Annotated in this window: 10 protein-coding genes, 1 riboswitch and 1 other annotated feature; of the genes, 3 read left to right on the forward strand and 7 right to left on the reverse strand. The window is 39.4% G+C overall.

Annotated elements, in window-relative coordinates; genetic code table 11:
• Positions 1 to 47: 47 nt before the first annotated feature.
• On the forward strand, positions 48 to 509 hold the full coding sequence (locus V6C17_RS09325; RefSeq protein WP_333522302.1) for a VOC family protein: 462 nt from the start codon (positions 48 to 50) through the stop codon (positions 507 to 509).
• Between the two features lie 78 nt (positions 510 to 587).
• On the opposite strand, the gene V6C17_RS09330 is transcribed toward V6C17_RS09325, so the two are convergent.
• On the reverse strand, positions 588 to 1532 hold the full coding sequence (locus V6C17_RS09330) for a metal-dependent hydrolase (protein WP_333522303.1): 945 nt from the start codon (positions 1530 to 1532) through the stop codon (positions 588 to 590).
• Positions 1533 to 1686: 154 nt separating this feature from the next.
• On the reverse strand, positions 1687 to 3105 hold the full coding sequence (locus V6C17_RS09335; RefSeq protein ID WP_442891471.1) for an amino acid permease: 1419 nt from the start codon (positions 3103 to 3105) through the stop codon (positions 1687 to 1689).
• A gap of 92 nt (positions 3106 to 3197) precedes the next feature.
• Positions 3198 to 3374: riboswitch (Lysine riboswitch) on the reverse strand.
• A gap of 147 nt (positions 3375 to 3521) precedes the next feature.
• On the opposite strand from V6C17_RS09335, the gene V6C17_RS09340 reads away from it, so the two are divergent.
• Positions 3522 to 4652, forward strand: a complete 1131-nt coding sequence (locus V6C17_RS09340) for a sensor histidine kinase (protein ID WP_333522304.1) — start codon at positions 3522 to 3524, stop codon at positions 4650 to 4652.
• Positions 4653 to 4713: 61 nt separating this feature from the next.
• Here the strand turns inward: V6C17_RS09340 and V6C17_RS09345 are convergent, their stop codons facing one another.
• The 5 genes from V6C17_RS09345 to V6C17_RS09365 form a co-directional block, all read right to left on the reverse strand.
• Complete coding sequence (locus V6C17_RS09345; protein WP_333522305.1) at positions 4714 to 6030, reverse strand: (Fe-S)-binding protein; 1317 nt, start codon at positions 6028 to 6030, stop codon at positions 4714 to 4716.
• A 1-nt stretch (position 6031) separates the two neighbouring features.
• Complete coding sequence (locus tag V6C17_RS09350; protein ID WP_333522306.1) at positions 6032 to 7414, reverse strand: FAD-binding oxidoreductase; 1383 nt, start codon at positions 7412 to 7414, stop codon at positions 6032 to 6034.
• A 160-nt stretch (positions 7415 to 7574) separates the two neighbouring features.
• Positions 7575 to 8231, reverse strand: coding sequence for a response regulator transcription factor (locus tag V6C17_RS09355; protein ID WP_333522307.1), 657 nt, complete (start codon positions 8229 to 8231; stop codon positions 7575 to 7577).
• Positions 8232 to 8305: 74 nt separating this feature from the next.
• Complete coding sequence (lgt, locus tag V6C17_RS09360; RefSeq protein WP_333522308.1) at positions 8306 to 9091, reverse strand: prolipoprotein diacylglyceryl transferase; 786 nt, start codon at positions 9089 to 9091, stop codon at positions 8306 to 8308.
• 223 nt (positions 9092 to 9314) lie between these two features.
• On the reverse strand, positions 9315 to 9707 hold the full coding sequence (locus V6C17_RS09365; RefSeq protein WP_333522309.1) for a hypothetical protein: 393 nt from the start codon (positions 9705 to 9707) through the stop codon (positions 9315 to 9317).
• A gap of 149 nt (positions 9708 to 9856) precedes the next feature.
• Positions 9857 to 10057 (forward strand) — a binding site (T-box leader).
• Between the two features lie 75 nt (positions 10058 to 10132).
• Between V6C17_RS09365 and leuS the strand changes: the two genes are divergently transcribed.
• Entirely contained in the window at positions 10133 to 12613 is a 2481-nt protein-coding gene (gene leuS, locus V6C17_RS09370) for a leucine--tRNA ligase (RefSeq protein ID WP_333522310.1), read from the forward strand.
• Positions 12614 to 12627 lie beyond the last annotated feature (14 nt).

A 12627-nucleotide genomic window follows, 5' to 3' on the forward strand; every position in this document is an offset into this window, starting at 1 on the left:
ATTAAAAACATGGTTATACTTTTATATAAATTGAATATAATTTTAAGATGGCAAAGTTTTTCGGTAATAACAAAAGAACTCGTGATAGTACCAAAATCGAAAATATCAAAGGAGCAAAAAATATTATGAAAATCATTGTTACCAGTATCTTCGTTCAAGATCAAGACAAGGCACTGGAGTTTTATACAGAAACACTAGGCTTTGTAAAAAAGCATGACGTTCCTGTCGGAGAATTTAGGTGGATAGCGCTTGTTTCTCCCCTCGCGCAAGACGGTACCGAGCTTTTGCTCGAACCCGATGCCCATCCTGCCGCTAAAGAGTATCAAAAGAAGATATTTGACGATGGCATACCAGCAACAATGTTTGGCGTTTCAGATATTAACAAAGAGTATAAACGATTATCGGAAAACGGCGTGAAGTTTACTTTGGAGCCGACCAAAATGGGCGAAGTTACAATTGCTGTCTTCGACGATACATGCGGCAATCTTATTCAGATTGTGCAGCAGTAACTTCATAACGGAGTATTCTTTGGATAAATCAACAATACTTAGAGCCTTAAAATAAAAGAACCAGTCAATTTGACTGGTTTAAGACGGTACTTTGATTTTGCGGCCATAGGATAATAGGTATGCGTCTATTGGAACTAAGTTTTTATCGAATACAACTGTTGCACTATGGCGAAACTGCTTGTTAATTAAGTATCGTAAATCATAAATATTCACTCTAAATATATTATCGTGTTGTGTTTCTTCGATATAGATTAGTGGGGAAAAACTATTAAAAAAGTCCCCCACAGTCGTCTTTTGTGCATAGAGAGCAGCGTTTGAGTTGTTCTGATTTTTAGGTAAGCACAGTTTTTGTTCAAGCTTTGGATGAAGAGCACCGATCTGACCAATTATAAAACTATCAGAGGTTTCTATTACAAAGTCCCAGAACAGCAGTCTTTTTAATGAGGGCATGACTTCTACCCGGAAAATAGCCTGATTTGCATATTCATAACGCAGCCATCTTGCAGCTCTTGTGCGCAAATAAATACGCACTAATATATATATTGTTATAAATAGAAAGGTTATAAGAGAATGTTCTTTTGGTGTGAGTTTAGGTAAAAATAATGCCAGCATAGCTATAATTAAAATTGGATCAAATACGTTTAATAACTTGCAGCTTTTGCGTTCGCGGCGAATAGGCCACAATACGGAAGTACCATGGGTATTGAAGTAATCGATAATAATATGCGATAAGCCGCCAGCAAAAGCCCAGAATAATAACTCGACAATATTAGCTTGTGGATAAAATAAGTGAATTCCTCCAGTGAGTAATATTGACAATAAGACGACACCAGGCAGTGAGTGTGAAAACGCCCGGTGTTGTCTAATATAAGCGAAACTACCACGCAATTGGGCAATAATATCAAAGTCAGGAGCCTGGGCGCCTAAGACAGCAGCGATATAGATAGGATTATCTATTGCAGGTTGGTGGCCAGACAGCCCAGCCACGGCAATCCCTATTAAAGCATGTGATAAGGTATCCATTTTCCACCTCCGTTTCCAAAGCCCTAAAAAAAGTTTACATAAGATTATAACATGGGGGAGGGGGAGTTGGTCTATGGTAAGTTCAGGTATAAAATTTTGTAAAAAACAAGCCGTACTAGACTCTGCAATAGTCTAGTACGGCCTTGTTTTATCATTAGTGATTAATCTGATTAGATGGTGCTGTATTTAATTTAGTCTTTAGGAAGAGCACGTAGTAAAGGTATATTGCTGCAAGTACCGGTATACCGGTATAAATAACTATTCGCTGTGCTTCGTCAAAGTAAAGACTAACGATAACACCTAAATTTAAAACTATTGCTAATAATGGTACAAAAGGATAAAGCGGAGTTTTAAAACTTAAATCTTGTATTTTTCCACCAAGGCGTCTAAATTCTTTTCTAAAGTTAATTTGGCACCAAGCTATTATAATCCATATAAGGCACCCAGTTAGGCCTGTACTAGACATAAGCCAGAGGTAAACTGTGCTGGCCGCAAAACTTTGTGTTAGTAGAGAAAGACACGCTAGAACAAGCGTAATAATAACACCATTAAAAGGTACACCATTTGAATTAAGTTTACTCAGCCAAGACGGTGCTAAGCCTTCTTTTGACATAGACCATAACAGACGAGAACAAGCATACAAAGCAGAATTACCAGCCGATAGAGCTGATGTCAATACTACGAAACTCATTATGTCTTTTGCAATAGGTATTCCGATGCGCCCGAAAACCTGTGCGAATGGACTTTCTAATACACCAGCTTCCTGCCAGGGAATAGTACCAGCAAGAATGGATATAGCTAAGACATAAAATATAATGATTCTTGCTGTAATCCCTCTGATGACCCTTGGTACGTTTTTACCGGGGTTTTCGCATTCTCCAGCGGCAATACCTACAAGTTCGGCTCCTTGAAATGAATATACCACTGCAATCATTGTTAAAAATACAGCACTAAAGCCGTTAGGAAAAATATCTCCACCAATATTAAAGTTCGAAAATCCAATCGAACCTTCATGCCCAGTAAATCCAAACATCAATCCCGCACCAGCAATAATGAAACCAACTATTGCGGCTACTTTTATACCAGCGAACCAGAATTCAGCCTCGCCATAAGTTTTTACCGAAACTAGGTTTAATAAAGCTAATGCAACAGCAAAGATGGCACACCATATCCATATTTCAACCTGCGGAAACCAGCTATGCATTATTATTCCGGCAGCAGTAAAATCTGCAGCTATGCAAATAGCCCAATTTATCCAATAAAGCCACCCTGTTGTAAATCCTGCACCAGGTGAGATAAAACGGGATGCATAGCTCTGAAATGAGCCAGAAACAGGCATAGCAACTGTTAGTTCAGCAAGGCATAGTAAGACCATGTACATAATTATGCCGCCGACTAAGTATGCAAGGATTGCACCAAGAGGACCTGCTTGGTTAATTGTTTGACCAGACCCTAAAAAAAGCCCTGTGCCGATTGTTCCGCCTACCGAAATCATCATGAGATGGCGTGATTTCATATCACGCTTAAGGCCTTTTTTTTCGGGGCAAAGTGTAGTTGTGTCAATAGAGCTCAAAAACTAATCTCCTCCAAATAATCTAAAATTAGAAAAACAAAAAGCCGTGAGCTATCTCACGGCTGATGATTGTAATAATACAAAATCTGCCCCTGTGAGATAGCACTTCATCTGAAACTGGCATTTTCAGACGACAGTTTAGCACTTATTTAGTACTAAACCAGCAAAGTTTATTGCGTAACTTTACTTCGGCAAATATCCCTTTCTGTACAAATCACAGCTTGCGGCTCATTGTACATACTAATAATATTTGCACCTCTATGCATCACGATTATTCCAAACCTTATTTTATAATAGACATTGTTTAGTGTCAATGGATAATTCCAATAATGTTTATTGCATAAAGACAATCAATTGACTAAAAAACCTAAACAAGCTAAGATTAAAATAACACTAAATGTAACGGTGGTGAAAAAATGCCTAAAGAGGAGTTTCAAAGTCTCGATCCTAAATTCGCACAATCACTAGTTGATATAGTTGCTAGTGAATTAAAGAAAAATGTGAATATAACTAACGATAAAGGTGTAATTATAGCTTCATTTAGTAAAGAAAGAATAGGACAGGTTCACGAAGCTGCAGCTCAGAGACTTACTTCGGGAAATATTCAAGAGTTTTCAGTAAGTGCTGAAGATGAAGTGCGACTACGTGGAGTTCGGCGTGGAGTAAATGTGCCAATAATTTTTGCGGATCGTTGCGTTGGTGTTATAGGTGTAACAGGTGATCCAGAAACCGCGGCGCCTTATGCTAGATTAGCGGCACGTTTTGTTGAAGCGGCTCTTCAATCAAATGCAAATCGTGAAAAGCTAATGATAGCTCTAAAAGAAAAGCGTGAACTTCAGACAATCTATGTAAATAAAATTATTAGTATTCAAGAAGAGGAACGGAAAAAGATTTCTCGTGAACTTCATGATGAGACAAGCCAATCTCTTACTTCAATAATTGTAGGTCTTAGGGTTCTTGCTGAGCGGGCTCATAATGAGGCAGATCATGAGCAAATAATGCAGATGAGAGATCTAGTCGCTCGTACGCTCGAAGCAGTACATCACTTAGCAGTAGAGCTGAGACCCCTATTATTAGACGACTTGGGCTTAGTGGTAGCTTCACAAAAATATGTAGAGAAGTACTCACAGCAATACAATATCCCGGTTGATATTGATTTTGTAAACTTATCAAGAGAGTTGCGGTTCACCCCAGAGGTTGAAATCACAATGTACCGAATACTGCAAGAAGCATTAACTAACATTGCTAAACATGCTAATGCTAGTAATGTTCAGGTTGTATTACGTCGGCACAGGCAAAAACTTACTCTTATAGTTGTAGACAATGGTATAGGTTTTGATTCTGATTTATCGTCAAAGTATGGTAATGATAGTAGGTTAGGTATATTTGGAATGAAGGAGAGAGTCGAACTTTTTGATGGCTATTTTGCAATTTGCTCTAAAGCTAAAGAAGGCACAAGTGTAGTAGCTGAGATACCATTAATAGCTAAAAAGAGTAAGAAGCGCAGCCTAAGTAATTCTAAACACGTTTCATTATTTAACAATTAATATGCTTGTCTACATAATAAATAAAAAATTACTCCCCGCCTTGAAGGCGGGGAGTAATTTTTTATTTGCGTTTACCAGCTTGATATGCTTTATCAAGAAGCTGAACTGTGTGAACAACATCTTGGTTCATGTTGTTTTGCAGAATACCATCTTGGATATGCATACGGCAAGTACCGCAGCTTGTTGCAACAATATCAGCTTTAGTGTTGGCGATATTAGCAACTTTTTTGTCGTTGATTTGGCGAGATAATTCATAGTTTGCTAAGCTGAAAGAACCGCCTGATCCGCAGCAGCGATCACAGTCTTTCATTTCAACAAAATTCAAGCCAGGAATAGCTTTTAAAACTTCACGTGGTTGCTTAGTGATTTTTAGGCCGCGAACCATATGGCAAGGATCATGCATAGTAACAGTTGCGTTTACATTGCCAAGGGTGTCTTTGCGGAATTTAACAACATCTACTAAGAACTCACTGATTTCATAAGTCTTTTTAGCGATCTTTTCAGCGCGTGCTTTCCACTCTTTGTCATCTTGAAGAAGATGTGGATATTCCTTAAGGGCTTCAGTACAGGAACCACAAGCGCCAATAACATAATCTACATCGTATTTTTCAAAAGTAGCAATGGTTGCTTTTGCCATTTCTTTTGCAAGATCAACATCACCAGATACGTAAACAGGAGTTCCGCAGCAGTGCTGACCGCTAGGAATTACGACTTCCATATCGTTTTCTTTTAGTACATTGATAACTGAAGAACCAACATCAGTGTACATATAGTTGATAGTACAGCCAGTGAAGAAACCGACTTTCGCCTTAGGATTATCTACTTTTATAACCTCAGGATATTGGCTGCGTAGAGGAGAGGAGGAGATAGGAGCAGTAGCGCGTTTCGGATCCATACCAGGCATTGGGAATCTTGAAACAGCAGCCATTTTTCCAGGGATCTTTTTGAAAGTAAGTCCGCCGAAAGTACCGCCCATACGTAGAGCAAGATCGAATAATTGTCTGTTTCTCAAAAGTCTGAAAACGTTCTTTTTGATTGGGTGTAAGCCACGGGATTTAACTGCAGCTTGACGACCACGAAGGATTAATTCGTCAGCTTTAACACCGCAAGGGCATTTTGCAGTACAGGATTTACAGTTTAGGCAGTTAGCCATAGCGGTATCAAAACCAGCAGTGATAGGAAGAGTACCGTTCAGAACAGCTTCCATAAGTGATATCTTACCACGAGCTACAGAAGATTCTTTATTAGTCTCTTTATAGATCGGACAAACTGCCATACAGTTACCGCATTTCATACAGTTAGCTAATGCATCTTGTATGTCATTTAACAACTCTTTATCGTGAGCGTTGATATCGCTCGCAGTAATTTGTTTACTCATATTAACACTCTCCCACTAATTTACCAGGATTTAAAATCAGATTTGGGTCAAGTGCGCGTTTAATAGCTTTCATTGCATTCATACCTTGTGGACCATGTTGAAGTTCCATCCAAGGTAATTTGCCTAGGCCAATGCCATGTTCGCCGCTTAGAGTTCCATCAAGTTCTACTGCAGCTTTAAACATTTCGTCCATAGCCGTGTAAACGCGTTCCATTTCTTCTTTGTTGCGAAGATCACAAACGATTGTTGGATGCATGTTACCGTCACCAGCATGACCGAAGGTTCCAATGGTTACATTATTTCTTTTTGCAATAGCATTAACTTCACGAAGGAAATTAGGAACTTTGCTGCGAGGAACAGTAGCATCTTCTACATATGTTGTAGGACGAAGTTTAGCTAGTGCAGGAAGAGCGGCACGACGAGCAGCCCATAAGCTATCGCGTTCTGCATCAGTTTGCGCAATTTTAACTTCGCTTGCATTATTTGATTTCAATACGTCCATAACTTTAGTTGCTTCTTTTTCAACTACTTCAGGAATACCGTCAACTTCGATTAGAAGAATAGCTTCAGCATCTAATGGAAGGCCGATTTTAGCATAATCATCTACAGTGCGGATTGTAGCATTATCCATAATTTCTAGAGTAGCAGGGATGATTTTAGCTGCAATAATACCAGAAACTGCTTTACCAGCATCATCAAGATCTTTAAAGATAGCCATCATGCTTTTCTTAGCTTCAGGTGCTGGAACTAGCTTAACAATTGCTTTAGTTAAAACAGCAAGTGTACCTTCTGCGCCAGTAAACAATTTAGTCATATCATAGCCGGAAACATCTTTAACGTTTTTGCCGCCAGTTTTTATAATGTCACCGTTAGCAAGAACTGCTTCAAGACCCATTACATAGTGCTTGGAAACGCCGTATTTAAGACCACGAAGACCGCCAGCATTCTCGGAGATTGTGCCGCCAAGAGTTGCAGTTGCAACAGTACCAGGATCTGGTGGATAGATAAGGCCATGCTTACCTACAGCATCGTTTAGGTCTGATACAATAACGCCAACCTCTGCAACAGCTACTAGGTTCTCTAGATCGATTTCAACGATTTTGTCAAAACGAGTCATAAGAAGAACAATGCCGCCTTTAGTTGGAACAGTACCAGCACTTAGGTTTGTTCCTGAGCCGCGAGTGTAAACAGGGATTTTGTGAGTATTAGCAAGCTTCATGATTTCAGAAACTTCTTGTGTATTAGCAGGAGCGACAACAACATCAGGCATATGAGCATGGCCTGGAGTTGCATCATAAGAATAAGTGTAAAGGTCCTCTGGACTAGTCATAACGTTGTCTTGCCCAACAATCTTCTTTAAGGCTTCAATATGGGTGTTTTGCATTTTTTCATACCCCTCTACTAAATATTTAATAATATTGAAAAAATTATTACTATCTTATATTTTGTCCTGTTTAGAAAAATAAGTAAAGAGGGTATTTAATGTAAAATACCGTAGGGAAAAACCTTACAAACAAAAGGCTGTTTCCTACGGCGTGTTTTTTTTAGGTATTTATTAGTTTATGCTGGATTGCATAGTTAACCAATTCTGACTTCTTACGTACGTTAAGTTTACTCATTATGCGAGATCTATAGGTATCAACAGTCTTAGGGCTTAAAGAAAGTATTTCGGCTATTTCAGTATTAGTGTGGCCTTTTGCCAAAAACCTTAAAACTTCACGCTCTCGTATGCTCAAAAGAATATAAGGATTGGTTCCTTCAGGTTCATCATTAGAGGTTCTGAGTAAACTATCAATTAAAGTCTGTGATATTGTTTCATTAAGATATTTCTTACCAGAAAAAACTTTAATTATACCTTCGATTAATTCAGTATCTGCAGATTTTTTTAAAACATAACCATCTGCGCCTGACCGCATAACTTCTTTTATATATTCTTCGTCATCATACATAGTCAATACTAAAATTCGGCAAGTTAGACCACGCGATCTAATTTCCTTTATACACTCTACACCGCTCATGCCAGGCATAGAAATATCAAGGATTAATATGTCCGGATTGTTTTCTTCAACCATTTTTATAGCGGTTAACCCGTCGCCAGCTTCACCAATGATATCGAATTGTGAAGAACAGCTTAGGAGAGCCTTAAGGCCAGAGCGTAAGACGGCGTGATCGTCGGCAATTATAATACGAATTTTATGCATAAAACGCCTCCAAGTATATCTTACTATTTTAAAATGTAACATATTTTATTTTTACAGTAAACTTTAAAATATCTTTAGGTTGCTTTATTTTTATTATTCTTGCTCCTTAAGCCGCACCAAACAAATAGTATTAGTCCAATGATAATTACTGCCAGACTAGTAAGCTGAGCTGATTTTAGCCCAAGCATTAGTGTGCCGTAATCTCCGCGTAAAAACTCTAAAAAGAAACGAGCTAAAGAGTAAAGTACCGCGTACAGAATAAATACTTGCCCCTTAGCGTGAGAAGTTGAACGAAAAATTAGAAGAATAGCAAAAATGATAACATCTAATTGACCTTCCCAAACTTCAGCAGGCCAGAGTGGTTGATTACCATATACTTGATACGCAAGTGTTGAAGCTGGATAGATTATGCCGAACGGTCCGCCAGTGGGATGACCAAAAGCGTCGCCGTTTAGAAGGTTAGCTGATCTTCCTATTGCTTGTCCCAATATTATTGCTGGGGCAATAATGTCAGCAAGGGCCCAGGTGTCTATGTTATGCCTCTTAGTGTATATGTAGCCAGCTATTACGCCAAAGAGAACCCCCCCTTGAATGGCCATGCCTCCTTGCCATACAAAAGGGATCTCAAGCAGGTGGTTACTGTAGTAGTCCCAATCGAAAAAAAATACATCCCAAAGTCGTGCTCCTACGATTCCAGCAAGTCCGCAGTAAATACCCATGTCAGGGATGTGGTCGTGCCAGCGGCCATCTTGTTTAGCTAAAAAGTATGCTGTTCCTGTCGCTAAAATAATACTCAGGCTTAGTATTAGTCCGTATGCCCTGATAGGAAAGTCACCGATAAAGAATAGGTATTGGTACATATGACCTCCGAAAAGTTGTATTTGAAATCCATCTATCTATTATGCCAAATCAACCACCTTAAGAGGTGGTTGACTGTGTTTTTACTAAAATAAATTTACATATATTATAGGATAAGCAATTAAAATCTGCAAATTTATTTAACAAAAATAATAAAGTTGGACTACGTGTTAGTGGGTATTTAAACCACTAAATACTTAGCCCAACGATTCGTATGAATAACTATTAAACTGTTTTCATCCATTCTTCAAATTTGGCGATCAATTCTTCTCGTGCGCACTTACATTCATGGCCGTGCCACTCTTGCCCAGTATCGCCATCATACCAGACATCTTTATTAGCAAAAGTTCCGGTAGGATTTAATTTTTCTTTTATTGCGGCATGCATGCCACTTAACATACTTTGCTTTATAGTTTTGCGGGCTACTTTAGTACCAACTTTTTCAGTTGTTTTAACTTCTACGCCGGAATCACTGGCGTAAATTTCGACATGGCTGAGTAATTTACCCTGCTGATTAGCTGATGAAATTGCTTGTCTGGCAGCCGCGGTCGCTTGTTCTCTACCAATGCTATCGTCAGAAACAGTTATTCTTACATTTCCAATAATTAGTTTATACATAATGCACCTCCTCAGTAGTTAAAGTGTATGCTTGTTTTTAAAATGTAGAACAGTATTTTTCGTCAAGTTGACTTTTAAATATAACCTGGGATATAATGAAATCACGCGTAATTTGGCAAGTTTTTGCAATAAGATCTGGCCAAGATTCGTGTAATCCTGTGATGCAGAGTAGTAGGTTTAAAATGCCGTGTCAGAAAATTGGCGGTTGATGCAAGCCAATCGGCATAGAGCTGAACTCACTGCGGAGGAGCGGTTGCATAAACAACCGCCGCTGATTTGCGTTATCGATCAATGAGAGGATGACAAATGTCATCAAACAGGGTGGTACCGCGAGAAAACTCGTCCCTGGCTTATGCCATGGGGCTTTTTTGCTTATATTTATTGAATTAAGTGAAATCGTGCTGAAGAAACAGGAGGTACAAAAAATGAACGAAAGATACGCCCCACAAGATATTGAATCTAAATGGCAAAAATACTGGACTGAGCAGAATTCATTTCATACTGAATTGAATCGTCAGCGTCCAGAGTACTATGTTCTTGAAATGTTTCCTTACCCTTCAGGGAATTTACATATGGGTCATGTACGCAATTATTCAATAGGAGATGTAGTTGCTAGGTTTAAGGTAATGCAAGGGTACAATGTACTACATCCTATGGGTTGGGATGCTTTCGGTATGCCAGCTGAAAATGCCGCTATAAAACATGGTGTTCAGCCTTCGGAATGGACATGGAAGAATATTGACAATATGCGCCGCCAGCAACAAGAGATTGGTTTATCGTATGACTGGAACCGTGAGGTAGCTACTTGCCATCCGGAGTATTATCGCTGGACTCAATGGTTATTTCTTTTATTTTATCAACGTGGCTTAGCTTATAAGAAAAAGGCCGCAGTAAACTGGTGTGATCAATGCAACACGGTATTGGCGAATGAACAAGTTATTGATGGCAACTGCTGGCGCTGTGATTCAATAGTGATAAAAAAAGAATTGGAACAATGGTTCTTTAAGATTACTGATTATGCCGATCGTTTATTAAATGATCTAAGTGAGCTAAAGGGCTGGCCAGATCGTGTAAAAACTATGCAAGAAAACTGGATCGGTCGCAGTGAGGGAGCTGAATTCAGCTTCAATGTTCCTGAATTTAATGAAAAAATATCAGTTTATACTACACGTCATGATACTGTTTTTGGTGTCACCTATGTAGTGTTAGCACCTGAGCATCAGCTTGTTGATAAATTAATTAGCGGCAAGCCTAATGAAGCCGAAATTAGAAGCTTTATCGAAAAGGTCCGCAATCAAAGTGAACTTGCCCGCACATCTAGTGAGTTTGAAAAAGAAGGTATTTTTACTGGTGCTTATGCTATTAATCCATTCACAGGCGAACAGGTGCCAGTTTGGATAGCTAACTACGTGTTAGTAGAGTATGGCACAGGCGCTGTAATGGGCGTTCCTGCTCATGACGAACGCGACTGGTTGTTTGCTTCAAAATATCAGTTGCCTAAACGATTAGTAATTGACTGGCAAAATGGTGAGTCATGTCTTGAAAACATGACAGGAGCTTATGATGGGCCTGGCGACTTAGTAAACTCAGGACAATTTACTGGATTAAACAATAGTAGAGCCAAAACCGCTATTGCTGCATGGTTGGAAGAGCAAAAAATAGGAAACAGCCGCATTAACTATCGTCTTCGGGATTGGTTAGTATCTCGCCAAAGATATTGGGGTGCGCCGATTCCTATTGTCTACTGTGAGAAGTGCGGTGTTGTTCCTGTGCCTGAGGATCAGCTTCCAGTAATGCTTCCAGATAATGTGCGATTTGATACCGGATCTGTATCGCCATTGGCACAAGTTAACGATTTCGTTAATTGCAGCTGCCCAAGCTGCGGCGGAGCGGCAAGGCGTGAAACTGATACAATGGATACTTTCATCTGCTCTTCCTGGTATTATTTGCGTTATACCGACCCGCGGAATACTAGTGTACCATTTGACTCTTCTAAAGCAAATTATTGGATGCCAGTTGATCAATACATCGGCGGCATTGAGCATGCAATTTTACATCTCCTTTATTCGAGATTCTTTACAAAGGTTCTGAAGGATGCAGGGCTTGTTAATTTTAATGAACCGTTTAAGAATTTGCTGACCCAGGGTATGGTTATTAAAGACGGAGCAAAAATGTCCAAGTCTAAGGGCAATGTAGTATCTCCTGAAGATATTATAAGCAAATATGGTGCTGATACTGCTAGGCTCTTTATTCTATTTGCTGCACCTCCTGAAAGAGATTTGGAATGGAGCGAGCAAGGCGTCGAAGGTGCTTACCGCTTCTTAGGTCGAGTATGGAGGGTTGTAAGCCACTACCAAGCTGCAGTTAGTGGAGCAGATGAGGCATATGATCGAAGCTCATTGACTAAAGCTGAGAAGGATTTACGCAGAATACTTCATGTTACAATCAAAAAGGTAACTGAAGACGTTGGCAATAGATTCAATTTTAATACTGCGATCAGTGCTATTATGGAATTAGTAAACGCAATCTACGCAGTCAAAGATCAGAATACTCCTATCGCTTCTGGATTATTGAGAGAAGTTATATCGGCACTTCTTAGATTACTGGCACCGTTTGCACCTCATATTACGGAAGAATTATGGCATCAAGTTATTGGCAGCGGCAGTGTTCACAAGGAGCAGTGGCCGGCGTTTGAAGCTGAAGCTATAGTATTAGACGAAGTTGAGATAGTTTTACAAATAAATGGTAAGGTTCGCGATAAAATCGTCGTTCCTGCGGGTTTGACCCCGAGTGAACTCGAAAAAACTGCGCTAGAGCAGGAAAAGGTCGCAGAATTAATTGCTGGCAAGCAAATAGTTAAGGTAATTTGTGTGCCACAAAAACTTGTAAATATTGTTGTGAAATAAGAAAGAAGACTCGC

It is taken from the genome of Dendrosporobacter sp. 1207_IL3150 (assembly GCF_036763085.1).
GTDB lineage: Bacteria > Bacillota > Negativicutes > DSM-1736 > Dendrosporobacteraceae > JBAIYU01.

Excerpts from the sequence above, each read along its gene's own strand:
- leuS (WP_333522310.1), top strand. The coding sequence starts at position 10,133 with ATGAACGAAAGATACGCCCCACAAGATATTGAATCTAAATGGCAAAAA.
- V6C17_RS09330 (WP_333522303.1), bottom strand. The coding sequence starts at position 1,532 with ATGGATACCTTATCACATGCTTTAATAGGGATTGCCGTGGCTGGGCTG.
- V6C17_RS09345 (WP_333522305.1), bottom strand. The coding sequence starts at position 6,030 with ATGAGTAAACAAATTACTGCGAGCGATATCAACGCTCACGATAAAGAG.
- V6C17_RS09325 (WP_333522302.1), top strand. The coding sequence starts at position 48 with ATGGCAAAGTTTTTCGGTAATAACAAAAGAACTCGTGATAGTACCAAA.
- V6C17_RS09350 (WP_333522306.1), bottom strand. The coding sequence starts at position 7,414 with ATGCAAAACACCCATATTGAAGCCTTAAAGAAGATTGTTGGGCAAGAC.
- V6C17_RS09355 (WP_333522307.1), bottom strand. The coding sequence starts at position 8,231 with ATGCATAAAATTCGTATTATAATTGCCGACGATCACGCCGTCTTACGC.
- V6C17_RS09365 (WP_333522309.1), bottom strand. The coding sequence starts at position 9,707 with ATGTATAAACTAATTATTGGAAATGTAAGAATAACTGTTTCTGACGAT.
- lgt (WP_333522308.1), bottom strand. The coding sequence starts at position 9,091 with ATGTACCAATACCTATTCTTTATCGGTGACTTTCCTATCAGGGCATAC.
- V6C17_RS09340 (WP_333522304.1), top strand. The coding sequence starts at position 3,522 with ATGCCTAAAGAGGAGTTTCAAAGTCTCGATCCTAAATTCGCACAATCA.